Origin of the sequence: Pseudonocardia halophobica (assembly GCF_050948485.1) — a bacterium.
In the GTDB taxonomy this organism is placed as follows: domain Bacteria; phylum Actinomycetota; class Actinomycetes; order Mycobacteriales; family Pseudonocardiaceae; genus Pseudonocardia; species Pseudonocardia halophobica.
Genome location: NZ_CP192046.1, coordinates 699537 through 724461 on the forward strand (window position 1 = coordinate 699537; position 24925 = coordinate 724461).

Sequence of the window (24925 nt, forward strand, 5' to 3'; positions counted from 1 at the left end):
GCTACGAGGGTCGGCGCCTCACCCGTCGACCCGTGAGTACCGAATGCCGCCAGAGGTGCGCTCGGCACTCACGACCCCTGCTGACCTGCGCGTATGCGCCACCAGCATCAGGCGGCCCAGCAGGACCCCGACGCCGGCGACCACCATCGCCGCGGCGGCCACGATCCAGGCCGTGGTGAAGGAGGCGTGCGCAGCCAGGAACCCGAACCCGACGGGCCCGAGGAACCCGCCGGCGTACACGCCCACCTGCACGATCGCCGTCGCGGCCGCGGGCGCCGACGGGTTCAGCCGCACCACCGCGAACTGCAGCAGGCCCGGCCAGGACCAGCCGAGCCCGAAACCCAGGACGGTCCCGACGATCAGCGGCACCGGCCCCGGCACGGCGAGCAGCAGCAGCCCGGCCGCACCCAGCAGCAGGCAGCCGGCCACCACGGCGACGTGCCCGCCGGTGCGCCGGTCGGCGAGCCAGCCGTGCAGCATCCGCATCAGCAGCCCGACGACGCTGCCGAGCGTCAGGACCAGGCCGGCCAGCCCCGGGGCCACGCCCCGGTCCACCGCCGAGGCCACGAGGAAGATGCCCAGCCCGGTCGCCGAGGCCGCGCCCAGACCGGCGGCCGCGCCGATGACCGACAGCGCCGCCGTCGCCCGGTCCTCGGGGACCGTCCGGTCCTTCGCACCCGGGCCGGATCCCCGCGGGGCGGCGGCGAGCGAGGTCAGCGCCAGCGCCGCGCCGATCACGTAGGCCCAGCGCCACCCGACGGTCAGCGCGACGGCCGGGACGGCGACGCCCGCGAGCAGCGTGGCGAGCGGCACCGAGGCCTGCTTGACGCCGAAGGACAGGCCCATCCGCGCGGCCGGCATCGAGCGGGCCAGGGTGAGGTTCGAGGACAGCTGGCCCATGACGTTGCACCACGCGCCGCAGAGCAGGATCGCGACCAGCGAGGCGTAGTTCCGCGCCAGACCGGCCGTGAGCAGCATGAACGTGGCGGCGCCGAGCACGGCGATCCGGCTCGTCCGGCCCGAGCCGAGGCGTTCGACGATCGTGCCGACGGGCAGCGACACCAGTGCCGAGACGCCGAAGTACAGCGCCACGACAAGGCCGAGCCCCGCCGGGTCGAAGCCCAGCTCGGCGGAGATCTGCACCGCGAGCGCGCCGGTCAGGAAGATCGGCAGCACGGTCGAGGTGGTGATCGCGACCGCGCCGGCCCCCACGCGGAAGGCGGTCTGTTCGCGGCTCACGATGAGCAACGCTAACGGACTTCCGGCCCGAACCTCGCCCGCACGTGACGAATGCCAGGTCCCCGGGGGTCGCGAGTGCCTACTGTCCCTCTAGGGGCAGTAGGCACTCACGGGGTGGTGCGGGCGCGGAGCTCGAACTTCTGGATCTTGCCGGTGGAGGTCTTGGGCAGCTCGTCGACGATCTCGACGTCCCGCGGGGCCTTGTAGCGGGCGATCTTCGACTTCACGTGCGCGATCAGCTCCTCCGGCGTGGCCTCGCCGCCGGGCGCGAGCACGACGAAAGCCTTGGGCCGCTCGCCCCACTGCTCGTCGGGCACGCCGATCACCGCGGCCTCGAGGACCGCCGGGTGCGACACCACGGCCTGCTCGACCTCGACCGTCGAGATGTTCTCGCCGCCGGAGATCACGATGTCCTTGGCGCGGTCGCGCAGCTCCACGTACCCGTCGGGATGCATCACGCCCAGGTCGCCGGAGTGGAACCAGCCGCCCTCGAACGCCTTCTCGGTGCCCGCCGGGTCCTCGTAGTAGCCGGTCATCACGTTGTTGCCGCGCATGACGATCTCGCCCATCGTCTCCCCGTCCCGCGGCACGTCGCGCATGTTCTTGTCGACGACGCGCACCCGGTCGGTCTGCAGCATCCCGACGCCCTGCCGGGCCTGCAGCCGCGCGCGCTCCTCCGGCTCGAGGTCGTCCCAGGCGCGCTGGTACTGGTTCACGGAGTAGGGGCCGTAGGTCTCGGTGAGGCCGTAGACGTGCACGATCCGGAAGCCCATCCGCTCCATCTGCAGGATCGTGGTGGGGCTCGGCGGGGCGCCGGCGGTGGTGACGACGAGCTGGTAGTCCAGCTTCGTCGCCTGCTCCGCGCGCATGATCGTGGTGACGACGGTGGGGGCGCCGTTGAGGTGCGTGACCCCGTGCTGCTTGATGAGCTGCCAGATCCGGTCGCCGCGGACCTCACGCAGGCAGACGTGCGTGCCGCCGATGCCGGTGAGCGCCCACGGTGTGCACCAGCCGTTGCAGTGGAACATCGGCAGCGTCCAGAGGTAGACGCTGTCCGGCGTGTGCGAGGAGTGCACGATCTCGCCGAAGGAGTTCAGGTACGCCCCGCGGTGCGAGTACTGCACACCCTTGGGCTTGCCGGTGGTGCCCGAGGTGTAGTTGATCGAGATCGTCGAGTCCTCGTCGGCGACCTCCCAGGGCAGCGGGTCGTCCGCGCCGCGGGCGAGCAGGTCGTCGTAGCGCACGCCGGAGCCGATGCCGTCCCCCGGGCTCGCCGGGTCGACCACCGTGACGATCTCCTCGACCGTCTTCAGCTCCCGCGCGACCGGCTCGACCTGCGAGTACAGCGCGGCGTCGACGACGAGCATCTTCGAGCCCGAGTGGTCGAGGATGTAGCGGATCTCCTCGGTCGACAGCCGCGTGTTGATCGCGACCAGGACCGCCCCGGCCAGCGGCACGGCGAAGTGCGCGACCAGCATCTCGGGCACGTTGGGCAGCAGGTACGCCACCCGGTCCCCGCGCTCGACACCGGAGCCGCGCAGGCCGTGCGCCACGCGGGTCGCCTCCGCGGCGAACTCCGCGTAGGTCCAGGTGCGGTCGTCGTGGACGATCGCGGTCTTGTCCGGGTACACCTCGGCCGAGCGGCCCAGGAAGCTCAGCGGCGTCAGCGGCGTGGTCCAGACCGAATCCATCCGCCGATCCTCGCCGCTGGGTCCCGGGCCGGGCAACAGGTCGCGACTAGCCCTCGAGGGTGATGGCGGCCTTCGGGCAGGCCCGGACCGCCTCCTCGACCTTGCCGCGCAGTTCCTCCGGCGGGTTCTCGTCGAGGATGTAGAGGAAGTCGTCCTCCCGTACCTCGAACACCTCCGGCGCGGCGGCCATGCACAGCGCGTTGCTCTCGCAGAGGTCGAAGTCCACGTGAACCTTCATGGCGTCAATGGTGGACCTGCGGGGTCGGTGCCGGGTGACTCAGGACACCCTTGCCTGGAGCCGGTGCCCGGCAGGCGGGGCGCGGCCGCGCGGGTGCTCGGGCAGGGGGTCCGGCCGCCCTCCGCGCGGGCTGCCGCCGCGGCCCGGACGGCGCCGGCGAGGGCCAGCGGCGCGGGGGCCTGTGGGGTCGTGACGGGGGTGCGGGGCACGTGCGCGGACTGGTGCAGGGCGGTGGCCTCGACGGTGTCCGCGGGGGCGGCGGGCGGGGTGACGCGGAGCTCGGCGGCCAGTACGGAGCCCGGCGGCCCGGTGTCGACGACGAGCGCGGCGCCGGTCAGGCCGCCGACGGCGACCACGGCCAGGCTCGCCGCCAGCACCGTGGGGAGCCGCGGGCGGAGCGGGTGACGCATCGGAGGCGGGGTCCTCTCCGGTGGGGTGCGACGGCCGGTGGGGGAGCGTGCCGTCGCTCCCTCATCGCAGGTCCCGGACCCGGGCGTTACACGTTCGGGTGAACGGTCGAGCGGCGCTGCCGAACGGGCGCGCCCATGATCCGCGTCCCGGCAGCGGGACGTTCGATTGCCGAACGTCCCGCTGCCCGACGGCGGATCACCGACCGGTCAGACCGTGCCCGTGAGGCGGGCGTAGACCACGACGTTGTCCGCGTAGGAGCGGGCGGTGTCGTCGAAGGCTCCGCCGCAGGTGATGAGCCGCAGCTCCGCACCCGGGGTGTCGCCGTAGACCTCCTCGGTCGGGAAGGCCGACTTCGGGTACTGCGCCACGCGGTAGGCGGTGAACAGCGCGGCGCTGCCGTCGGCGCGGGCCACCCGGATCTCGTCGCCCACGGCCATCGCCGACAGGCGGGTGAACGTGCCGGGCACGCCGCCGTAGTCGACGTGCGCCGCCAGCACGGCCGGCCCGGACGCACCGGGCGTCGGGCCGAGGCCGAACCAGCCGACCGTCGTCGCGTCGGCCGGGACCTCGAGGGCGCCGTCCACGGTGAGGCCCAGCCTGAGCAGCGGGCCGGACGCGACGCCGATCGACGGGACCTCGAGCCGCTCGGGCGCCGAGGCGGCCAGCGGCGCCGTGGCGGCGGCCGGAGCCGCGGCCGCCGGGACCTGCGCGGCCGGCTGGGTCGCCTGCGTCGGCTGGGCCGCCTCCGGGGCACTGCACCCGACGAGGACGACGAGCGCGGTGCCGGCCAGCAGGCCGGCCGCGAGCCGGCGGAACCGGCGGGCGGGCGACGGGATCCGGGTGCGGCTCATCGGAGGCCGGCCCCGCCCGTCGCCACACCGCCGACCGGGTAGACCGCGACCTGGCGGCCCTCGGTGCCGAAGTGGTCCTCGCAGGCGATGCCGTCCGAGTCGGCGTCGAGCCGCTCCGGGTCGGACACGTCGGCCAGCAGCACGGCCTGGGCCTGGGCCTGGGTGGCGAAGTCGGCGCAGTCGCGGTCGCCGGTCACCACGACGACGGCCGAATCGACGGTGGTGGAGTCGTCCTCGTCGGTGGAGGTGGCGTCGTCGTTGTCGCCGTGGTCGTCGCGGTCCTTCCACCCGTCGTCGTGGTGGTCGTCCCGGCCGCCGTGGCCGTCCTCGTTGTTGTTGTGGCCGTCGTTCTTGCCGCCGTGGTCGTCGCGGCCGCCGTTGCCGTGGTCGTCGTCGTGCGACGGGGGCGTGGTGGGCGAGGGCTTCGGGGGCTTGGTCGGGGTCGTCGGCGTGGGCTCGGGGGTGGTGGTCGGCGTGGTCGAACCCGGAGCGCCCCGGAGCGTCTCGCAGGCGATCCCATCGCCGTCCTCGTCGAGGTTGTGCGGGTCGCCGGAGCCGGCGCTCTCGTAGAAGTTCTGCGCCTCGCGCCAGGTGTCGAAGTCGGAACAGTTCTTGTCCCCGACCATCGGCTGGGCCAGCGCGGGTGCGGTGGCGCCGAACAGCAGGGCGGCGGAGACGGTGGCGACCAGCGCCGCGGCGCGGATCACGGGGCGTGCGGGGGCACGAGTGGGCATCGGTGTCCTCTCGAAGGGGGCCCGGCCGCCGGTTCTTCTCGACGGCCGACCCGCCTATCGCGAGGATTACCTCCGTATTACCCCGTCTCATCCATCTTTGGTATGCGGCTGCTAGTCCTTCCGGAGCACGGGCCGCAGGGCCTCCAGGACGTCGACGCTCTCGATGGTGGAGGGCACCGGCTCGTCGGCGCCGTCGGCGATGCCGCGCATGGTCTTGCGCAGGATCTTCCCGGAGCGGGTCTTGGGCAGGCCCGGGACGATCGCGACCTCCTTGAGCGAGGCCACGGCGCCGACCTGGTCACGCACCATCTGGACCAGCTCGGCACGCAGCTTGTCCTCATAGCCCTCGGCCGAGGAGTCGACGCCGGCCTTGAGCACCACGAACCCGCGCGGGATCTGGCCCTTCATCTGGTCCGCGACCCCGATGACCGCGCACTCGGCCACGTCCGGGTGCGAGGCCAGGACCTCCTCCATCCCGCCGGTGGACAGCCGGTGCCCGGCGACGTTGATGACGTCGTCGGTGCGACCCATGACGAACACGTAGCCGTCGGAGTCGATCCGCCCGCCGTCGCCGGTGAGGTAGTAGCCCTCGAACGCCGACATGTAGGACTGCACGAACCGCTCGTCGTCGTTCCACAGGGTCGGGAAGGCGCCGGGCGGCAGCGGCAGCTTGGCCACGATCGCGCCGTCCTCCCCGGGCGGCACCGGCTTGCCGTCGGTGTCGAGGATCTGGATGTCCCAGCCCGGCAGCGGCCGGGTCGGCGAGCCGGGCTTGATCTCCAGCAGCTCGATGCCCGCGGGGTTCGCGACGATCGGCCAGCCGGTCTCGGTCTGCCACCAGTGGTCGATCACCGGGATGTCCAGCAGCGCCGACGCCCAGCGGTAGGTCTCCGGGTCCAGCCGCTCCCCGGCCAGGAACAGGTACTTCAGCCCCGACAGGTCGTACTTGCGGGCGTACTCGCCGTTCGGGTCCTCCTTCTTCAGCGCCCGGAACGCCGTCGGCGCGGTGAACATGGAGCGCACCCCGTACTCGGACATGACCCGCCAGAACTGCCCGGCATCCGGGGTGCCGACCGGCTTGCCCTCGTACAGCACCGTGGTCGCCCCGGCCAGCAGCGGGGCGTAGACGATGTAGGAGTGCCCGACCACCCAGCCGACGTCGGACGCGGTGAAGATCGTCTGCCCGGCCGAGACGTCGTAGACGTTGGGCATCGACCAGGCCAGGGCGGTGGCGTAGCCGCCGCCGTCGCGGACCACGCCCTTGGGCTTGCCCGTGGTCCCGGAGGTGTAGAGCACGTAGAGCGGGTCGGTCGAGCGCACCGGCACCGGATCGGCCGGGCTGGCCTTCGACACCGCCTCGGCCCAGTCCACGTCGTTGTCGCCCATCGCGGCCTCGGCCTGCGGGCGCTGCAGGATGACCTGCTTGTCCGGCTTGTGCGCCGAGAGCTCGATGGCCTTGTCCAGCAGCGGCTTGTACTCGATGACCCGCTTGCCCTCGATCCCGCAGGAGGCCGAGACGACGACCTTGGGTGCGGCGTCGTCGATGCGCACCGCGAGCTCCTTGGCCGCGAACCCGCCGAACACCACCGAGTGCACCGCGCCCAGCCGCGCGCAGGCGAGCATCGCGATCGCGGCCTCGGGGACCATCGGCATGTAGATCACCACGCGGTCCCCGGGCCCGACGCCCAGGTCGCGCAGCACCCCGGCGAAGGTGGCGACCTCGTCACGCAGCTGCGCGTAGGTGTAGGTCCGCTTGGTGTCGGTGACCGGCGAGTCGTAGATCAACGCGGCCTGCTCGCCCCGACCGGCCTCGACGTGGCGGTCCAACGCGTTGTGCGCCACGTTGATCTCCCCGTCGGGGAACCAGCGGTAGAAGGGCGGGTTCGAGTCGTCGAGGGCCCTCGTCGGCGCCTTGTGCCAGTCGAGCGCCTCCGCCGCCCGCAACCAGAACCCCTCCCGGTCCTCCACGCTGGCCCGGAAAACGTCCTCGTACGCGCCCACACCGGCCTCCTGACCTCGAACGTCCTCGCGCTTCCGGCCCTTGACCCTAGGCCGAACCGGGCCTCCGCGGGCGCCGAACTGCCCCTTCGGTGAGGCGACGGACCGTCATGAGTGGTTGACGTAACGTCACCACTCGGATGGCCGATAGGCCGAGCGGCGAGCGGAATCGTTCGTTCGGGTGAGGAACTCGCCCCGCCGGCACGCCCCGGTCGGGTGATCCGTGGTCGGCGAAGGGGTGTGGGTGGACGCTCTGCACCGGGTGCGAGGTGGCCGGGGAGTCGTGGCAGGCCTGGTGGCGGCCGCGGCCGTGCTCGGCCTGGCCGTCGCGCTGCTGCCGCTCGGGTCGACGGGCGCGTCCGGCGCCGAGGACGGCGCCTCGCCGGCGCCGTGCGGTCCCGCCTGGGTCGCGGCCTGGCGGACCAGCCCGCAGGCGGGACAGGCCTTCGACCTGGGCGGTCGGACGCTGCGGATGCTGGTGCGCCCCCAGGCCACCGGTTCCGAGCTGCGCATCCGCGTCTCCAACCGGTTCGGCACGCGGCCCCTGCGGATCGACTCCGCGTCGGCGGCCGAGGCCGGCTCGGGTGCTGCGCTCGTGCCCGGCACCGCGCGGCCGGTCCTGTTCTCCGGTGCGCCGACGGTGGTCGTGCCGCCCGGGGAGGAGCTGGCCAGCGACGCCCTGGCGTTCGTCGCCCAGCGCGGCATCCCGCTCGCGATCAGCCTGTACCTGCCGGAGGAGCCGGACCGGGTCGCCGTGCACCCCGTCGCGCTGCAGACCTCGTACGTCTCCGCGCCGGGCGACGTGGCCGACACGGCCGGCCCCGGCCCGTTCGTCCGGGCGGTCTCGTCCTGGTTCGTGCTCACCGGCGTCGACGTCCTCGCGCCGCGCGCCGAGAACGCCGTCGTCCTGGTCGGGGACTCGATCACGGACGGCGTCGGCAGCGACCCCGACCGGGACGACCGCTGGCCCGACGCGCTGGCCGGACGGCTCACCGGCGGGCTCGCCATGCCCGTGCTCAACGCGGGGATCTCGGCGAACCAGCTGCTCGGCGGTGGGACCGGCGAGGCCCCGGCGGCCCGCTACGCCGCCGACGTCGCCTCGGTGCCCGGCGCCGCGGACGTCGTCCTGCACATCGGGACCAACGACCTCGCCGCCGGCCGAGACGCCGGGGAGATCGTCTCCGGGCTGGTCGACTACGCCGACCGGGTCCGCGCGGACGGGCGGCGGGTCTTCCTCACCACGATCACGCCCTCGGCCGCGGGGGCGCACGGCGCGCCCTTCGCCGTGGTGCAGCGCGCGGCGGTCAACCGGTGGATCCGCACGGAGGGCCCGGCACACGCCGACGGGGTGTTCGACCTCGCCGCCGCGGTGGCCGACCCGGCCGACCCGGCCCGGCTCGCGCCGGCCTTCGACGCCGGCGACGGCCTGCACCTCTCGGCGGCGGGCTACCGGGCGCTGGCCGCGGCCGTCGACCCGACGCGGCTCACCGGCAGCCCGTGCCTGGCCGCGGGCGACGCGGCGAAGGTGCTGGTCTCGGCGCCGCGATGAGGAACTGCTGGTGGTCGACCTGAGCGCCGACGGGCCCGACGGGGAGGGAACCCGCTCTACCGCCGGCGGCGGAGCCTCAGCTGGGCCCGCCGGCCCGCCTCGGCGGCGGTGACGGGCATCGGCCCGGTCGGGGAGTCCTCCTGCTCGAGCCGCTCGAGCACCCACTCCGTGGCCAGCGCGCCGGGGGAGGTGCCGCGCTCCTCGGCCACGCGGCGGAGCTGCTCGATCCGCAGCGCCGGCAGCCGCAGCTGGAAGACCTGGGCGGTCCCGAACCGGCCGGTCGTCTCCGTGGCGCCCGGCTCGGCGTCCGGGGCGAGGGCGGCCAGGTAGGAGTCGAGCTCGGGGTCGTGCTGCTCCAGCTCGGGCCCGGCGGCCCTGCGGGCGGGCGCGCCGTGGCGCGACGGGCGTCGTTCCCGGAAGCCGGCCATGTGGGGAGCGTAGCGGCGCCACGTCACCCGGACGAACGAACGGCACCCCCGATCGGAGGTGCCGCCCGGTGGACCCAGGCTCAGGCCAGGGAGTAGCCGGCCTCGACGACCGCGGCCTCGATCTCCGCCCGGCCGATCTCGCGGTCGGCGGTGACGGTGACGGCGCCGCTGGCCAGGTCGACCTCGACCGAGCGGACGCCGGCGACCTCGCCGATCTCCTCCTGCACCGAGCTGGTGCAGTGCCCGCAGGTCATGCCGACGACCGTGACGGTGGTGCGGAACGGGGTCTCGACGCTCATGGGTGGGGAGCCTCTCGTGCGGATCGGACAGCGGGTGGTCAGGACTTGACGAGCCGGGCGATGGCGTCGGCGGCTTCCTTCACCTTCGCCGCGCCCTCCTCGGGGTCGTTGCGGGCCGCGTCGACGACGCACCCCGCCATGTGCTCCGAGAGCAGCTCGAGAGCGAAGGACTGCAGCGCCCGGGTCGCGGCGGAGACCTGGGTGAGCACGTCGATGCAGTACACGTCGTCGTCCACCATGCGCTGCAGGCCGCGGACCTGGCCCTCGATGCGGCGCAGCCGCCGGAGATGGGCCTCGCGGGCGTCGGAGTAACCGGGCATCGCGTTCCTCCCTGGGTCGCCCGTGGTGTCGCTCTCGGGACAAGCATACCCCGAGGGGGTACGTGGGACCGGACACACCGCTGTTCGCACCGGGGCGATCGTGTGACGCACCGTCGCCGTGCTCACCCGGGAAGGGGCATGCGATGCGGGTCTCGGATGGGTAACGTTCCGGCCACGGCCACGGGGGTGGCCGCAGGGTGTACGCCGGTCACGGGGCGCGGCGTCGGTCGGGGGATCGGCGGTCGTGCGTTCCGCCGTGCCCGTCTCCGCCCGCGGGTCACCCCGGGTCGCCAGGGGTCGCGACCGAAGGGGAGACGTCGTTGAGCGGGATCGACAGCGTGCGGGGCAGTTCTGTCAACGGGCTCTCGAACGGGGTCGCCGGCGGGGAGGACCGGACGTCGGGGTCGATCCCCGGTCCGCGCACCGCGGCCGACGCCTACCGGGTCTCCGACGACGAGGTGCACCGCGCCCGGCTCGTGGTTGCGGAGAACTCGCAGGACCCGGACGATCTCCGGCTGCTGCTGGACATGCTCGGCCTGGTCTCGGGCAACCCCGATCTGCCGCCGCCGGTCTGCCGCTGAAGGTGTACCGCAGGTCACACACGGCACCGACCGGGCCGAACGGGCCCGAGCGGGCGCCTCGCACCCTGTGTGACGTGCGGGAACGCCGTAAGAGGGGGGCGATTTTGGGCGGCCTGGCGGCGTGTCATATAGTTTCCTCGCTCCCAACGGACAGCCGTTGGAGGTCGAGGAACACCAGCGGTGCTCCGAGCCCCCATCGTCTAGCGGCCTAGGACTCCGCCCTTTCAAGGCGGCAGCGCGGGTTCGAATCCCGTTGGGGGTACGGTAAGTCCATACAGCAAGGCCCAGTGGCGCAGTTGGTTAGCGCGTCGCCCTGTCACGGCGAAGGTCGCGGGTTCGAGTCCCGTCTGGGTCGCTTCACCATCCGGTTCCCCTCGGAGCCAGGGCCAGGTAGCTCAGTTGGTACGAGCGTCCGCCTGAAAAGCGGAAGGTCGGCGGTTCGACCCCGCCCCTGGCCACACCTTCTCAAACGGCCCGCGTCCTGCGCGGGCCGTTCGTGTCTAGCCCGCGGGCGCGATCTGCCGCAGGACCCGGTCCACGGTCGTCAGCAGTGCGGAGTTGAGCGGTGTGCTCGCGGGTCGCGCGTGGGCCAGCCCCCTGTCCACCCGGGGGGCGTGCCGGTCGAGGCGGCGTGCGTCGTCGAGCCAGCGGGCGGTGGTCCCGGCCTCGACGGCGCCTGCGGCCGGCGTCGTCGATGCCTCCTTCGAGCAGGGCGGCAATGCCGTTGGCGAATTCCTCGATGGCGCGCCCCGCGTTGCGCGTCTGCACGGCCGGTGGGAAGAGGACGTTGACCAGCACCCCACCGACACGAACAGAGCCGGCGTCACCCCGGAGACCACGCTCAGCACCCGCTGCACTCCGTTGACCAGTGTGCTCGCCAGCGTCGCCTGCACGACGAGCAGCGCGGTGGGGGCGGCGCTCAGCGGGGACGGGTAGCGCAGCTCCGGTGGCCCCGGTGAGCCGCCCGGCCCGGACCGCAGCTCTGCCGGGACGGGTGGTGGGCTTGACTGTTTCTGAAACCGGTTTCATCATGGGCGGGGCCGGTCGTCGGGGAGGGGAGAGGGACGCGTGTCGATCCGTGAGGTCGCGACCCGGGCCGGGGTGTCGCCCGCGACCGTGTCCCGCGTCTTCACCCGGCCGGACGCGGTCGCCGCGGACACCCGGGACCGGGTCCTCGCCGTCGCGCAGGAGCTGCGCTACACCCCGCATCCCGTCGCCCGCTCGCTCGCCCGGCGCCGCACCGGGAACCTCGGGATCGTCGTGCCGGACATCGCGAACTCGTTCTCCGCCGTCGTCACCAAGGCCGTGCAGCAGGAGGCCGCCCGGGACGGGTACGCCCTGTTCGTGTCCGGCTCCGACGAGCGCGCCCGGGACGAGGAGCAATGGGCGCGGGCGATGGCCCCGCAGGTGGACGGGTTGATGCTCGTCTCCCCGCTGATGTCGGACGACGCGCTGCGGGAGCTCGCGGCCATCCCGCTCGTCCTGTCGAACCGGCTGCTCGATGCGCTGCCTGCCGTCGTCACCGACGCCACCGAGGCCGTGGGACATGCCGTCGAGCACCTCCACGCGCTCGGCCACCGCGAGATCGTCTACCTCGCCGGACCGGACGGCTTCGCGAACACCATGCGCCTGCGCGGCTACCACGGCGCCTGCCGGCGGCTGGGGGTGCGGCCCCGCGAGCTCGGGCCGTTCAACGCCCGCTTCTCCGACGGCGTCCGGGCCGCGGACCTGGTCCTCGCCACCTCGGCGACCGCCGTCGTCGCCTACAACGACGAGGTGGCCGTCGGCGTGCTCAACCGGCTGGCGGACCGCGGCCTGCGGGTGCCGGACGACCTGAGCGTCGTCGGCGTCGACGACACCTCGCTGGCCGAGATGGTCACTCCCCGGCTGACCACGGTGCGGCTGCCGGCCGCCGAGTCCGGGCGGGTCGGCGTGCGGATCCTGCTCGACCTGATCGACCGACGGCCCGCTCCGGCGGAGCCCGTGGGCCTCGCGGCGGAGCTGATCGTCCGGTCGAGCACCGGGCCGGTGCGGCGCGGTGAGTGACCCGAGAGCCCGCCAGGAGGGCGTCGAGCGGCGATCCTGGATCCTCACCAGGCTGCGCTCCCTGGGCTTCCTCTCGGTCGCCGACCTGGCGCGCGAACTCGGCGTCACGCCGATGACCGTGCGTCGTGACCTGCACGCGCTCGAGTCCGCCGGGCAGGTGCGGATGGTGCACGGCGGCGCGGCACTCACGCCGGGGGAGCTGCACACCCCTGCCTTCCCGGAGGACGGCCACGGCGCCGGTCGCCTGCGCGTGGCGGAGCGCGCCGCGACGTCGGTCGACGACGGGGACACGATCGCCGTCGACGCGGGGCCGACCGCTCTCGCGCTCGCCGGGGCGCTCCGACCGAGCTTCGCCGGATCGCTCATCACGCACTCGATGCCCGTGCTGGCCCTGATGGCCGCGCGGCGGCACACCTCGCGCACGGTCGCCCTCGGCGGGGAACTGCTCGGGGATCGGCACGCCTTCGTCGGCCCGGCCACCGAGGCGGCCCTCGACCGGCTCCGGGCGCGCACGTTCTTCTTCGCGCCCTCCGCCGTCGACGCCCGCGGCACGTATGCGCACTCGCCTGCCGAGGCGAGCGTGCAGCGCAAGCTGGCAGGAATCGCGGACGAGGTCGTCCTCGTCGCGACGGCCGACGTGTTCGTCGCCTCCGCGCCGGCCCGCGTGACGCAGTTGGCGCCCCTCCACCGGGTGGTGACCGACCGGCCCCCGCCGCCGCAGGTCGCGGCCGCGCTGCGAGCGGCAAACGTGTCGCTCGACGTGGTCGGATGCAGTTGACCATCCATTCCCGACACATTCGCCCGGCGTGTTCGCAAAGCGACAAGAATTGTTCGATTAAGAACGCAGTCTCGTGTTGCACGGATCATATTCGGTACTTAACCTCCTGGTCACGCCGCCGCCGAGATGATCTCGGCAGCCGTGTCAAAAGGTCTGAAGAATGTCGTGAGTCGAGGGGAAGAGGCGCCAATGACGGCGAGTCGGTCCACATCGTCGGGGTCGCACAATAGGTTCCTGGTCAAGCTGACGGTGATCTCCACGCTCGGTGGTCTGCTCTTCGGCTACGACACCGGCGTGATCTCCGGTGCCCTGCTCTACATGAAGACGGACCTGCAGCTGACGTCCTTCACCGAGGCACTCGTCGTCAGCTCGCTCCTGTTCCCGGGCGCCGCCTTCGGTGCGCTGCTGGGAGGGCGGCTGTCGGACAAGCTCGGCCGCAAGGGCAGCCTGCTCGTCTGTGCCGGGCTGTTCCTGGTGGGCGCGCTCGTCTGCGCGGTGGCCCCGAACGTCGGGGTCATGACCGTCGGCCGCATCCTGCTGGGCTTCGGTGTCGGCGCGGCAGCCGCCACCTGCCCGCTCTACCTGGCCGAGATGGCGCCGGCGGACCGTCGCGGCCGGATGGTCACGATCAACGAGCTGATGATCGTCACCGGGCAGTTCCTGGCCTTCGCGATGAACGCACTGCTCGATGCGCTGATCAAGGATCCGCACGTGTGGCGCTGGATGCTCGCCGTCGCGATCGTCCCGGCCGTCGCCCTGTTCGTGGGCATGTTCTTCCTGCCGGACTCCCCGCGCTGGTACGCCGTGCGCGGGCGGCTCGAGGACACCAAGCGCGTCCTTGCGCTGAGCAGGGGAGAGGCCGAGGCGGCCGAGGAGTACAACGTCATCGCGGAGCACGCGAAGCGGGACCTCGCCGAGGACAAGGGCGCGGCGATGCGCGACCTGCGGGCGTTCCCCTGGATGCGGCGGATCCTCTGGATCGGCTGCGGGCTCGCCACCGTGCAGCAGGCGACGGGCATCAACACGGTGAACTACTACGCACCCACGATCCTCGAGTCGACGGGCCTCGGCGCCAGCGCGTCGCTGGTCCTGACGATCACGGTGGGCGTGGTGGCGATCATCGGTACCGTCCTCGGGATCATCCTGCTCGGCTACATCAACCGCAGGCCGCTGCTGCTCACCGGGTTCAGCGGCGTCGCCATCGGGCACGCGGTGCTGGGACTGTCGTTCCTGCTGCCCGAGTCCACCGGGCGCAGCTACCTGATCCTCGCCGCGATGCTGATCGTCGTGTTCTTCGTCCAGACCTTCATCGGCACGCTCGTCTGGCTCCTGCTCTCGGAGATCTTCCCGATGACGATCCGCGGCTTCGCCATGGGGATCGCGGTGTTCGTGCTGTGGACGGTCAACGCGGCGATCTCCTTCGCCTTCCCGCCGCTGGTCGCGGCCCTCGGCGCGAGCGCCACGTTCGGGCTCTTCGCGGTCATCAACGTCGGCTCGATCCTGTTCGTGCAGCGGTACGCGCCGGAGACCCGCGGCCGGAGCCTGGAGGAGCTGGAGGACCAGCTCCGGCGGAACGACTGGAAGCAGGCGGCGCGGTCCGCGCCGGTCGACGCCCACGGGTCCTGACCCGCCGGCGGACCCACCCGGCCGCCGTCGGGGCGACCGGGTGACGTCCGCCGTGGGCGAGTGTTGCCGCGGTACCGGCGATCTCGTCGAGCTCACCGGGGGCGGACGTCCGTGCTGTCGGCTGGTGGTCCATACCGCGGCGGGAGTACGGCGGCCCGTCGATCCGCGACCGGTGCGGTAGGGCGCGGGCCCGCCGTGGCCCGATTCGCCCGCGTCCCTGCGCTGCGACCCTCGGGGCACCGCACCGAGGAGGGGACATGACGACCGTGACCGCCCGCCCGCGCGCCGGGCGCGACCCGATCCGCCTGCCCGTGCCGCGCCGGGTCCGCCTGGGCCTGCTCGTGGTGCACATCGTCGCGACGGCGGCGTGGATCGGGCTCGACGTCGCCCTCGCGGTCCTGGTCTTCGTGCCGATGCTCGACGCGTCGTGGACCGCGGCCTGTCACCAGGTGCTGCCGCTGCTGTTCTGGCCCCTGCTCACGACGGCGCTGCTGAGCCTGGTCAGCGGGACCGCTCTGGGGCTCGTCACGCGCTGGGGGCTGGTCCGGCACTGGTGGGTGGCGATCAAGCTGGTGACGAACCTGCTGCTCGTGACGCTGATCGTGGTGCTGCTGGGGCCCGGGCTGGAGGACGCCGGGCGGCACGGCCGGGCCCTCGCCGCGGGCCTGCCCGACGTCGGCGAGGTCCCGCGGCTGTTCATGCCGCCGAGCGTGTCGATCAGCCTGCTGGTCGTGGCCACGGTGCTGTCCGTGTGGAAGCCGCGCGGCCGGGTCCGGAAGGACTGATCAGCCGACGTGCCGGATCCGCGGCCACAGCGCGGACCAGCTCGCCACCGGGTCCCGGCACACCCACACGGTCCGGCCCTGCTCCTGATTGTCGAGGCCCACGCCGTTGTCGATCACCGCGGCCGGCTCCACCGAGGCGAACCACTGCCGCAGGACCGCGGGCCCGTAGCCGACGGCCACAACGGTGGCGGCGTCGTCGGGCGGCGGCCCCCAGTCCGCGTAGGAGTTGTGCCCGCTGACCACCGGGATCCCCGGCGCGAACCGCTGCACCGCCCCGGCCTCGCCGTAGTTGCCGGTCAGCACCACGGTCCCGGGTGGTTGCGCGGTGACCACCCCCGAGACCGTCGACGCGAGCTCCGGCCACCCCACCGTCTCGCCGACGTCGGCCACCATCGCGGTGATCGGGGTGTCCTTCAGCTCGGCGACCGGCACGACGGGCAGCATCAGCACGGCGTTGGCCAGCGCGCTCAGCGCGAGGGCCCCGCCGAGCAGGCCGGCCCGCGCGCGCCCGCCCCGCGCCCAGCGCAGGACCGGCGCCGCCCCCGCGGCCAGCAACAGGGGGTAGAGCCCACAGAGGTAGTACGGCTTGCCGCCGGTGGCCATGACGAGCACCGCCAGCACCGCGTAGGCGACGGGGAAGAGGCGGTACCGCCGGCTGCGCCAGAGCGCCACGAGCCCGGCGACCCAGACCGGCGCCAGCAGCGGCGAGACCAGCACCACCTGGAAGGGGACGACGAGCCACCAGGGCTCGCTCGAGGTCGACCCGCCGGCCGCGATCGACCTCGACAGCGCCAGCTGCGGCCAGCCGTGCAGCGCCTGCCAGACGAGGTACGGGGTCCACAGCGCGACGGCGAGCAGGCCCGCGCCCCAGAACCACGGATCACGCAGCGGCTGCCGCGGGCCCGCGACCACGAGACCGACGAGGAGGCCGAACAGCAGGAAGGCCACGAGAGTCTTGTTCTGCAGCCCGATGCCCGCGGCGAGCCCGACGAGCAGCCAACGCGGCCCGCCCGTGGGCAACGCCCGCACCGCGAGCCAGGCGACCACCGCCCACGCCAGCAGGTCGAACGTGGTGGTCGAGAGCAGGTGGCCGGTCTGCAGCACGATCGCCGAGACCGCGACGCAGGAGGCCGCCAGGACCTGGGCGCCCCGGCGACCGCCGAACTCGCGGGCGAGCAGGGCGGTGACCACCACGAGCAGGCCCAGGAACAGAGCGGGCAGCACCCGCAGCCCCACGAGGGAGTCCCCGGACACCGCCGTGGCCAACCGCGCGAACAACGGCGTGAGCGGGCCCTGGTCCACGTAGCCCCAGGCGGGGTGCCGGGCGGCGGCGAGGAAGTAGAGCTCGTCCCGGTGGTAGCCGTAGCCCCCCGCCGCGACCAGCAGAACGGCCACGAGCAGCGCGGCGATCGCCGGTACGGCACCTCGGGCGAAGGGCGGCCGCCCGGCTGTGTCCTCGGTCGCACTCGGTGACTGCATCTCGTTCACCGGAGGCACCTCCGCCCGGCCGAAGCGCCGTGTGTCGGATTCGGGAGCCGTGCCCGATCGGGGTGCACTCATCCCCGTGTCGGGAAGCGCTCGTCACGAAGCGTGACACGGCCAAAGGATATGCGGCCGAACGGGTCATGATTCACTGCAAAGTGTGACGACCTTCGGATGGATGAGGTTGACATTGGCGGCCGACGATGCCCGAAGAGAGCAATATCCTCACCGAAAGTAATGCCGTACACACGATAGTGGTAGATGGCTCGGTAGTTCGGTCGGGGGCCGGATAGCTTTTCCGTCATCAGCGGGGCTCCCCAAGTCACACGCTGAAACACGATGGGTCCACCAACCGGATCCCCGTACGTAACAGGAGAAGCACTGTGCTGAAGAAGGCTGGGATCGTCACCGTCGGCGTCGCTGCGAGCCTCGTTGCGGTGTCCCCGCTCGCGTTCGCCGGTGAGAAGGGCCACGGCCACCACGAGGCCGACAGGGACATCAAGAACGTCGGTGTGATCAGCGACGGCGGCTCGTCCGCCAACGGCCTCATCGCCGTGAACGCGCTGAACGACGCCGAGGTCCTCAAGAACGTCAACGTCTGCGGCGTGGACGTCGACGCGGCCCTCAGCGTGCTGGGCATCCTGGGCGGCCAGGCCGTCAACGACGCCGCCCCAAACAGCACCTCGTGCGACGCCGGCGACGTCCAGGGCATCTGGCAGAAGTGACGCGCTGAACTCAGCGTCCAACCGGGGATGACGCACCGGACCCGATCTCCGGGTCCGGTGCGTCCCTGCGTTCTCGGCCCTTTTCCCGCCGCGCCCCGAGATTTCTCGTCGGCGCCGCGGAAACGGCTCAGGAACCGGGCGGCAGCTCCATCGGCAGCCCGAAGAACTCGAACAGCTTGGCGTCGAGGAACGTGCTGATCCCGGCGATCCGGTCGCCCTCGATCCGCAGCACCTGCAGGCCCCACGGCCGGTGCACGCCGTCCGGGTGCAGCCGGTACTGCCCGAACGCCGGAGCGCCGTTGGCGAAAGTGGGCAGCATCCGCGAACCTCGGCACTCCGCACCCGGACCCAGCATCCAGGCGAGGATGTCGTCCCGGCCCTTGAGCCAGAGCTCGAGCGGGGGCATGTTCTGCTCGGCGTCCTCGTGCAGCAGCGCCACCAGCGCCTGCATGTCGTAGCTCTCGAACGCCGCCACGTACTTGGCGAGCAGCTCCACGTGCTCCTCGGGCGGCGGAGACGACGCCGCCTCGTCCGCCTCGCCGATCCCGCGGTCGTCGAGCGTGGCCCGCGCCCGCTGCAGGGCGCTGTTGACCGACGCCACCGACGTGCCGAGCAGCTCGGCCACCTCGGCCGCCTTCCAGCACAGCACCTCGCGCAGGATCAGCACGACCCGCTGCTTCGGCGGCAGGTGCTGCAGCGCCGCCACGAACGCCAGCCGGATCGACTCCCGGGCCACGGCGGTGTCCGCCGGGTCCGACCCGGACGGGGTGACCCGCGCGTCAGGCATAGGCTCGAGCCACGTGTCGTCCGGCAGCGGCTCGCGCAGGTTCTCCGCCCTCGGTTCGGACGGCCCCCCGAAGTCCATCGGCACCGCCCGGCGCTTGCGCCCGTTCAGCGCGTCGATGCAGACGTTCGTGGCGATGCGGTAGACCCACGAGCGCAGCGAGGAGCGCCCGTCGAACTTGTCCAGGGCCCGCCAGGCCCTGATCATCGTCTCCTGCACCGCGTCCTCGGCCTCGAACGAGGAGCCGAGCATGCGGTAGCTGTAGCCGGTCAGCTCGGCGCGGAAGCGCTCGAGCTGCGCCTCCAGCTCCGCGCGGTCCGGCGGCGTCGACACCGCGGCCGACGTGGTCGTCGTCGCGCTCATGACCCGGGTCCCCCCTCGGCTCGGCGGGCCGGAGTGGGAGTGTCCGGCCTCACCCCCGAGAGTGTGCCCGCTCCCCCCGACAAAATCAGGTGCGTATCGGCGACCCGTCCGTTTCCGACCGCTCGACGGCCGGACGGGCACCCTCTTGGCCTGGTCGTCGACGCTCCCCGTGATCTCGCGAGGACCTCGCGTGACGACGGGGAGCACGACGCGGGTACCGCGGGCGGGGGCACGGGCGCCGGCTGCTCGACGCCGGCGCCCGTGTCCCCGACCCGGGGCCGTACCCTCGCCTACTCGATGCGGTGTGACCTCACTTGACCGTGTAGCCGGCGTCGACCGGCAGCGTCACCCCCGTGATGTAGCGGGCCTCGTCCGAGGCGAGGAAGAGGATCGCGTTGGAGATGTCGATCGGCTCGACCCACGGCACCGGCAGCGCGTTCGTCGACTCGAAGATCGGGGCGGCGGACTCCCGGGTCGGGTTCGGGTTCTCCGGGTCGAACAGGCCCCAGGTCTTCTCGTTCTGGATCATGACCGTGTCGACGCCCGTCGGGTGCACCGTGTTGCAGCGGATGGAGTGCGCGGCGAACTCGTTCGCGATCGTCCGCATGATCCCGACGACGCCGTGCTTGGCCGCCGTGTAGTGCACCGTGTTCGGCGTGCCCTTGAGTCCCGCGGTGGAGCTGGTGATCACGATCGAGCCGCCGCGGCCGCCGTCGACGAGGTGGGGCAGCGCGGCCCGGCAGGTGTTCCAGACGCCGGTCAGGTTGATGTCGATCATCTCGCGCCAGGCCGCGTCGGTGAGCTCGAGCGCCGGCTGGATCTCGAAGACGCCGGCGTTGGCGCACACGATGTCCAGCCGCCCGAGCTCGGCGACCCCGGCGTCGACCGCGGCCTGCAGCGCGTCCGGGTCCCGGACGTCGGCCTTGGTGGTGAGCACCCGCCGGTCGAGCTCCTCGATCAGCCGCGCGGTCTCCGCCAGGTCCTCCTCGGTGGCCGGCGGGTACATCTCGATGCTCTTCACGGGCTCGCAGATGTCGACGGCGATGATGTCCGCGCCCTCCTGCGCGAGCCGGAGCGCGTGGCTGCGGCCCTGGTTGCGAGCGGCGCCGGTGACGAACGCGACCTTCCCCTCGACGCGCCCGGTCATCGGACGACGAACCCGGCGTCGACGGGCAGGGTCGTGCCGGTGACGTAGCGGCCCTCGTCGGACACCAGCCAGGCGATGGCGTTGCTGACGTCCCGCGCCTCGATCACCGGGACGTCCATGAGGTTCGCGAGGGCGTCGCCGACGTCCGCGGACTCCTCCAGGAACTTCTCGACGACCGGGTTCACGATCATCGGCGTGTTGACGCCGGTCGGGTGCACGGAGTTGACCCGGATGTTGTGCGGCGCCAGCCAGTGCGAGAACGTCCGCATCAGCCCGACGACCCCGTGCTTGGCCGCGCAGTACCCGTCCATCGCGCCGCTGCCGTCGCCGCCCCGGCCGGTGAGGCCCTGGGTCGAGCTGGTCAGCACGATCGCGCCGCCCCGGCCCTGCTCGATCATGGTGGGCGCGGCCGCGTGCACGGTGTTCCAGACGCCGGTCAGGTTGATGTCGATCAGGGTCCGGAAGACGGCGGCCTCGTTCCCGTCCTCGGCCGTGCCGATCGACGCGATGCCGGCGTTCGCCAGCACGATGTCGACACCGCCCAGTGCCGCGACGCCGTCCGCCACCGCCGCGTTGAGCGCCTTCTCGTCGCGGACGTCGGCCACGTGGGCCACGATCCGGCGGTCGAGCTTCTCGACCTCCGCGACCGTCTCGTCCAGGTCCGCCCTGGACGACATGGGGTAGGCGACCGTCTCCACCTGCGCACAGATGTCGACGGCGATGATGTCCGCGCCCTCCTCGGCGAGTCGCAGCGCATGACTGCGTCCCTGCCCGCGCGCGGCTCCGGTCACCAGGGCGACCTTGCCCTCCAACTTGCCCACGTGTTGCTCCTCCCGGCTTCGTCGCCGTCGGCTGTCGACCGGTTGGTAGACGCCCGGCCGCACTGCACCGGGCAGGTAACGCCGTGCCCGGTCGTACGATGACCTCGACGACGGGTGCCGCGTGAGCCCGGTCTCACCGACGTTAGCCCGGCGTCCCCGGGCGGAGGAAGGGTCGATGTCCGCTGTTGCTGACCATCCCGGGGCGGGCACGCGTCGCGCCGGGCGCCGACCGGTGACGAGCCGCTCGGAGATCGAGCACATCGCCCTGGACCTGTTCAGCGAACGCGGCTTCGACACCACGACGGTCGACGACGTCGCGCACGCCGCCGGGATCGGCCGGCGCACCTTCTTCCGCTACTACGCCTCGAAGAACGACGTGCCGTGGGGCGCGTTCGACGAGATGCTCGACCGCATGCGGGAGCGGTTCGCCGCGCTGCCCGCGGACGTGCCGGTCATGGAGGGCATCCGCGCCACGGTCCTCGACTTCAACGACGTCCCGGCGGACGAGCAGCCGTGGCACCGGCAGCGGCTGCGGCTGATCCTCGAGACGCCGACGCTCCAGGCCCACTCCACGCTGCGGTACGCCGAGTGGCGGCGGGTGGTCGCGGACTACGCGGGGGAGCGGCTGGGGCAGCCCGCCACCGCCCTGCTCCCGCGCACCCTCGGCCACGTCTGCCTCGGCGCCGCCCTCTCCGCCTACGAGCAGTGGCTCCGCTCCGAGGACGTCGAGCTCCGGGACCTGCTCGACGAGGTCATGCACGCCCTGGAGAACGGCTTCGCCGACACCCGCGTGAACTGACCGCGAGTCGGGAGAGGCGGCACCGCGAGTCGGGAGAAGTGGCACCGCGAGTCGGGAGAAGTGGCACCGCGAGTCGGGAGATGTGGCACCGCGAGTCGGGAGATGTGGCGCCGCGAGTCGGAAGAAGTGGCGCCGCGAGTCGGGAGAAGCGGCACCCCCGCGAGTCGCTCGGGTTGGCGCCGGGAGGGTCGGCTTCGTGATCGTTGCGAGTGGGACGTGGATGCGGCTCGGGCGACCACAACGTCACCCTCGCGGTGATCAACACGCGATGGATCGTCGCGAGTGGTGACTGAGGGCTGTCCAGGGGACCGTGGCGTCATTCTCGTGGCGATCATGAGGAAGTGATCGCTGGCTGCGGTCATGGCGGCCGCAGGTGGCCGGGATCCACCGCGAGTGGTGATCATGGTGCGGCTCGTGGCGTGTTCCGGTGGCGGTGGCTACCGCACGAAGCCGTTGGCCGAGGTCGGCTAGCGGCCGTAGCGAGCCGCGAGCAGAGCGCCACGACGCTCATGATCGTTGCGAGTGGTGGGTGAGGGCTGTTCGGCCGACCGTGCCGTCACTCTCGTAGAGATCTTGACGCGCTGATCGTCAGTCGCGGTCCATGGCGGCCGCATGTGGCCTGGATGTGCCGCGAGTGGTGATCATGGTGCGGCTCGTGGCTGTTCCTGCGGGCGGTGGCTACGGCACGCAGGCAGTCGTTGGCCGAGGCCTGCGAGTGGCGACCCTGGCGTGCTGCGAGCAGGGCACCACGGCGTTCATGATCGTTGCAAGCGGCGTGTGAGGGCTGGTCGGGCGACCGTCACGGCACTCTCGTGGCGATCATTCAACCCGGCGACGCCGGTTCAGAGCGTGGGCGTGACGTGGCCCGGTCGCCGAGGAGCCGGGCGACCGGGCCACGAGGTGTGCGGGGCCCGGTCAGCCGACCGGGGCCGTCGGGGCGGTGTCGCCCGGGATCGCGGGCGCCGGGGCGGGCACGGCGGCCGCGGGATCCGGGACCGGCGGGAGGGCCGGGTCGGGGAGCGCGGGAAGGGCGGGGTCGGCGGGAAGTGCCGGGACGGCCGGGGCGTCGACCGGGACGGCCGGGTCGACCGGGAGCGCGCCGGGCGCGGGGACCGGCGGGAGGGCCGGGTCGGGAACCGCCGGCAGCGCGGGGTCGGCCGGGGGTGCGGGGACTGCGGGGGCGTCGACCGGGAGGGCCGGGTCGACGGGCAGAGCCGGGTCCGCGGGCAGGGCCGGGTCGACGGGGAGAGCGGATACCGGGTCGGGCACGGCCGGCGGGGCCGGCAGCGGCGGGAGCTGCGCCGGGTCGGCGGCGGTGACCTCCTGCTGGGCGGCCGGGGCAGCGGCCGCTGGGTCGCCCACCGCCGAAGCCGCCGCGGCCGGGTCAGCCGCGGCCGGATCGCCCACCGCCGGGACAGCGGCAGCCGGGTCGGCCACCGCCGGGAGAGCAGCCGGGTCGGCCACCACCGGAGCCGCGGCAGCCGGGTCGGCGGCGACCGGCACGGTCGCGGCGTCTGCCGGGACGGCCACCGGCACGGGGACGACGGCCGTCGGGTCCGGCGGGACCACGCCGCCGAGCAGGCCGGGGAGGAGACCCTGCAGACCCTGCAGGACGTCGTTGAGCAGGCCGCCCACCGGCGTCTCCGGCACGGCGGGCACCGCCGGCACCGCCGGTAACGCGGGCACGGCCGGCGCGGCGACCGGGGGCAGCTGGTCGGCGACGGGTGCGGCGGACGCCGTCCCCGCTCCGAGGACGGCGACGCTGCCGCCGGCCGCCACCGCGACGAGCGAGAGCGCGATCTTCTTCCGCACGGCAAGCCTCCTGATGATCACCCGGCGGGACGGGCGAATCATGCGAAGGAGCCGTGCGGGCTGACCAGAGCCCCACCTCGGGAGCGCGGTTACCGCGCTCACTCTGCGTGAGAGCGGTTGGGTCCGACCACTCGAACCGGTGACCCCGGACCGGGTGACACACCCGGCCGTCGTCCCACGGGCGGGCGACGACGTGCCCGGGCGGGCACGACCCGACGTCACCCGAGGGCGTACGTCTGCGATCACCCTCACTCGGTCGGGCGCGGTGTCACCGAACGTGGAGCGGAACGCCCCGGTCGATCACGCTGCGTGCTCGACCGCGGAGCTGCGCGAGAGCCGGTCGAGGCGCCGGGTGGTAGGCCAGCGCACGGAGTGTGCCCACCCGAACACCTCGAAGATGCGGATCAGCCGGGCGGAGATGTCGACCTGCCCGCGCTTGGCGCCGTGCCGGGCGCAGGTGGGGTCGGCGTGGTGGAGGTTGTGCCACGACTCGCCGAAGGAGAGCAGGGCCAGCCACCAGACGTTGGCCGACCGGTCGCGCGCGGCGAAGGGGCGGTCACCCCAGATGTGGCACACCGAGTTGATCGACCAGGTGACGTGGTGCAGCAGGGCCACGCGCACGAGACCGGCCCAGAACAGCGCGGTGAGCGCGCCGCCGAGCGACCAGGTCAGCAGCCCGCCGAGCAGCCCCGGCAGCAGCAGGCTGGTGAGGGCGAACCAGAGGAAGTTGTCGCCGATCCGCCGGACCGGGGCGTCGGCGAGCAGGTCGGGGGCGAAGCGGCGGGCGTTGGTCTTGTCGCGGTCGAGCAGCCAGCCCATGTGCGAGTGCCAGAAGCCCTTGACCAGTGCCTTCGGTCCGGTGCCGAACAGCCACGGCGAGTGCGGGTCGCCCTCTTTGTCGGAGTAGGCGTGGTGCCGGCGGTGGTCGGCGACCCAGGACACGACGCTGCCCTGCAGGGCCAGCGAGCCCGCGGCGGCGAGCGCGACCCGCAGCCCGCGGCGCGCCTTGAACGAGCCGTGGGTGAAGTGCCGGTGGTAACCGACCGTCACACCCAGCCCGCTGACCATGTAGAAGACGACGAAGAGGGCCACGTCGACCCAGCCGAGTCCCCATCCCCAGGCGACGGGGACCGCGGCCGCGACGGCCAGCAGCGGGACGATCATGAACGCGATGACGAGCACGTGTTCGAGGGTCGAGCGACGGCCCTCGGTGGCCGGCTCGGCGGCAGGACTCTGCGGGCGGTCGGGGGCGAGGCTGGTCATACGGGCGCCTTCAACGTCGAGGGGTCGGTCGGGGGAGGACCGGCTCCGGCCTCGTCGCGGCGGCGGAGGTCCGCCACGCGACGTGCTGTCGTGTCTTCCCTGCCGGCCCGTCGCGATCGCGGCCGTAGGTCACGGTAGCGCAACGAACCGGACAA

Annotated in this window: 25 protein-coding genes and 3 tRNA genes; 11 read left to right on the plus strand and 17 right to left on the minus strand. The window is 72.9% G+C overall.

The features are described 5' to 3' along the window. Positions 1-18 precede the first annotated feature (18 nt). From ACQP04_RS03375 to ACQP04_RS03405, 7 genes are all read right to left on the minus strand, one after another. Positions 19-1239, minus strand: coding sequence for an MFS transporter (locus tag ACQP04_RS03375; protein ID WP_433505617.1), 1221 nt, complete (start codon positions 1237-1239; stop codon positions 19-21). A gap of 107 nt (positions 1240-1346) precedes the next feature. Beyond that, positions 1347-2930, minus strand: coding sequence for an acyl--CoA ligase family protein (locus ACQP04_RS03380; RefSeq protein ID WP_433505618.1), 1584 nt, complete (start codon positions 2928-2930; stop codon positions 1347-1349). Positions 2931-2976: 46 nt separating this feature from the next. Then, a complete protein-coding gene (locus tag ACQP04_RS03385) occupies positions 2977-3168 on the minus strand; it encodes a ferredoxin (protein WP_037051458.1) in 192 nt (63 codons plus the stop codon). Then, on the minus strand, positions 3165-3578 hold the full coding sequence (locus ACQP04_RS03390; RefSeq protein ID WP_433505619.1) for a hypothetical protein: 414 nt from the start codon (positions 3576-3578) through the stop codon (positions 3165-3167). Before ACQP04_RS03390 ends, ACQP04_RS03385 begins: the two co-directional genes overlap by 4 nt. Before the next feature lie 207 nt (positions 3579-3785). Further along, on the minus strand, positions 3786-4430 hold the full coding sequence (locus tag ACQP04_RS03395) for a class F sortase (RefSeq protein ID WP_433505620.1): 645 nt from the start codon (positions 4428-4430) through the stop codon (positions 3786-3788). Beyond that, positions 4427-5164, minus strand: coding sequence for an excalibur calcium-binding domain-containing protein (locus ACQP04_RS03400; RefSeq protein ID WP_433505621.1), 738 nt, complete (start codon positions 5162-5164; stop codon positions 4427-4429). The genes ACQP04_RS03395 and ACQP04_RS03400 overlap by 4 nt, the downstream gene beginning before the upstream one ends. A 111-nt stretch (positions 5165-5275) precedes the next feature. Beyond that, a complete protein-coding gene (locus tag ACQP04_RS03405) occupies positions 5276-7165 on the minus strand; it encodes a propionyl-CoA synthetase (protein WP_433505622.1) in 1890 nt (629 codons plus the stop codon). 280 nt (positions 7166-7445) lie between these two features. On the opposite strand from ACQP04_RS03405, the gene ACQP04_RS03410 reads away from it, so the two are divergent. Then, positions 7446-8711: a GDSL-type esterase/lipase family protein gene (locus ACQP04_RS03410; protein WP_433505623.1), complete on the plus strand. Its 1266-nt coding sequence runs from the start codon at positions 7446-7448 to the stop codon at positions 8709-8711. Between the two features lie 56 nt (positions 8712-8767). On the opposite strand, the gene ACQP04_RS03415 is transcribed toward ACQP04_RS03410, so the two are convergent. The 3 genes from ACQP04_RS03415 to ACQP04_RS03425 all read right to left on the minus strand — a co-directional run bounded on the left by ACQP04_RS03415 (position 8768) and on the right by ACQP04_RS03425 (position 9758). Then, positions 8768-9139, minus strand: coding sequence for a hypothetical protein (locus ACQP04_RS03415; RefSeq protein WP_433505624.1), 372 nt, complete (start codon positions 9137-9139; stop codon positions 8768-8770). 80 nt (positions 9140-9219) lie between these two features. Beyond that, on the minus strand, positions 9220-9438 hold the full coding sequence (locus tag ACQP04_RS03420) for a heavy-metal-associated domain-containing protein (RefSeq protein WP_433505625.1): 219 nt from the start codon (positions 9436-9438) through the stop codon (positions 9220-9222). Positions 9439-9476: 38 nt separating this feature from the next. Beyond that, positions 9477-9758, minus strand: coding sequence for a metal-sensitive transcriptional regulator (locus tag ACQP04_RS03425; protein WP_433505626.1), 282 nt, complete (start codon positions 9756-9758; stop codon positions 9477-9479). A 320-nt stretch (positions 9759-10078) separates the two neighbouring features. On the opposite strand from ACQP04_RS03425, the gene ACQP04_RS03430 reads away from it, so the two are divergent. From ACQP04_RS03430 to ACQP04_RS03445, 4 genes are all read left to right on the plus strand, one after another. Further along, positions 10079-10339 (plus strand): hypothetical protein, encoded by a 261-nt coding sequence (locus ACQP04_RS03430; protein ID WP_156067997.1) that lies wholly within the window; start codon positions 10079-10081, stop codon positions 10337-10339. Between the two features lie 189 nt (positions 10340-10528). After that, a tRNA-Glu gene (locus ACQP04_RS03435) sits at positions 10529-10601 on the plus strand. A gap of 19 nt (positions 10602-10620) precedes the next feature. Further along, a tRNA-Asp gene (locus ACQP04_RS03440) sits at positions 10621-10694 on the plus strand. Positions 10695-10723: 29 nt separating this feature from the next. Further along, positions 10724-10797 (plus strand) — tRNA-Phe (locus tag ACQP04_RS03445). 42 nt (positions 10798-10839) lie between these two features. On the opposite strand, the gene ACQP04_RS03450 is transcribed toward ACQP04_RS03445, so the two are convergent. After that, the gene (locus ACQP04_RS03450; RefSeq protein ID WP_433505627.1) at positions 10840-11058 is read right to left on the minus strand and encodes a hypothetical protein; all 219 of its coding nucleotides are present in this window, start codon (positions 11056-11058) and stop codon (positions 10840-10842) included. A gap of 349 nt (positions 11059-11407) precedes the next feature. Here ACQP04_RS03450 and ACQP04_RS03455 point away from each other — a divergent pair, with 349 nt between their 5' ends. From ACQP04_RS03455 to ACQP04_RS03470, 4 genes are all read left to right on the plus strand, one after another. Continuing rightward, entirely contained in the window at positions 11408-12385 is a 978-nt protein-coding gene (locus ACQP04_RS03455; RefSeq protein ID WP_433505628.1) for a LacI family DNA-binding transcriptional regulator, read from the plus strand. After that, positions 12378-13163, plus strand: coding sequence for a DeoR/GlpR family DNA-binding transcription regulator (locus ACQP04_RS03460; RefSeq protein WP_433505629.1), 786 nt, complete (start codon positions 12378-12380; stop codon positions 13161-13163). The genes ACQP04_RS03455 and ACQP04_RS03460 overlap by 8 nt, the downstream gene beginning before the upstream one ends. A gap of 189 nt (positions 13164-13352) precedes the next feature. Next, positions 13353-14789, plus strand: a complete 1437-nt coding sequence (locus ACQP04_RS03465) for a sugar porter family MFS transporter (RefSeq protein WP_433505630.1) — start codon at positions 13353-13355, stop codon at positions 14787-14789. Between the two features lie 257 nt (positions 14790-15046). Further along, positions 15047-15574 carry a hypothetical protein gene (locus ACQP04_RS03470; protein ID WP_433505631.1) on the plus strand — a complete coding sequence of 176 codons (528 nt, stop codon included), beginning with the start codon at positions 15047-15049 and terminating at the stop codon, positions 15572-15574. Here ACQP04_RS03470 and ACQP04_RS03475 read toward each other — a convergent pair whose 3' ends face one another. Further along, the gene (locus ACQP04_RS03475) at positions 15575-17053 is read right to left on the minus strand and encodes a glycosyltransferase family 39 protein (protein ID WP_433508288.1); all 1479 of its coding nucleotides are present in this window, start codon (positions 17051-17053) and stop codon (positions 15575-15577) included. Positions 17054-17439: 386 nt separating this feature from the next. Here ACQP04_RS03475 and ACQP04_RS03480 point away from each other — a divergent pair, with 386 nt between their 5' ends. Next, positions 17440-17781 (plus strand): hypothetical protein, encoded by a 342-nt coding sequence (locus ACQP04_RS03480; RefSeq protein ID WP_433505632.1) that lies wholly within the window; start codon positions 17440-17442, stop codon positions 17779-17781. A 127-nt stretch (positions 17782-17908) separates the two neighbouring features. On the opposite strand, the gene ACQP04_RS03485 is transcribed toward ACQP04_RS03480, so the two are convergent. The 3 genes from ACQP04_RS03485 to ACQP04_RS03495 form a co-directional block, all read right to left on the minus strand. Next, entirely contained in the window at positions 17909-18928 is a 1020-nt protein-coding gene (locus ACQP04_RS03485) for a sigma-70 family RNA polymerase sigma factor (RefSeq protein ID WP_433505633.1), read from the minus strand. Between the two features lie 310 nt (positions 18929-19238). Then, entirely contained in the window at positions 19239-20075 is an 837-nt protein-coding gene (locus ACQP04_RS03490) for a mycofactocin-coupled SDR family oxidoreductase (RefSeq protein WP_037051437.1), read from the minus strand. Continuing rightward, positions 20072-20896 (minus strand): mycofactocin-coupled SDR family oxidoreductase, encoded by an 825-nt coding sequence (locus ACQP04_RS03495; RefSeq protein WP_037051436.1) that lies wholly within the window; start codon positions 20894-20896, stop codon positions 20072-20074. Before ACQP04_RS03495 ends, ACQP04_RS03490 begins: the two co-directional genes overlap by 4 nt. 175 nt (positions 20897-21071) lie before the next feature. On the opposite strand from ACQP04_RS03495, the gene mftR reads away from it, so the two are divergent. Then, positions 21072-21695 (plus strand): mycofactocin system transcriptional regulator, encoded by a 624-nt coding sequence (mftR, locus tag ACQP04_RS03500; protein WP_433505634.1) that lies wholly within the window; start codon positions 21072-21074, stop codon positions 21693-21695. A 915-nt stretch (positions 21696-22610) separates the two neighbouring features. On the opposite strand, the gene ACQP04_RS03505 is transcribed toward mftR, so the two are convergent. Both ACQP04_RS03505 and ACQP04_RS03510 read right to left on the minus strand, forming a co-directional pair. Then, the gene (locus ACQP04_RS03505) at positions 22611-23507 is read right to left on the minus strand and encodes a hypothetical protein (RefSeq protein ID WP_433505635.1); all 897 of its coding nucleotides are present in this window, start codon (positions 23505-23507) and stop codon (positions 22611-22613) included. 300 nt (positions 23508-23807) lie between these two features. Further along, complete coding sequence (locus ACQP04_RS03510) at positions 23808-24770, minus strand: acyl-CoA desaturase (protein ID WP_433505636.1); 963 nt, start codon at positions 24768-24770, stop codon at positions 23808-23810. Positions 24771-24925: the final 155 nt, after the last annotated feature.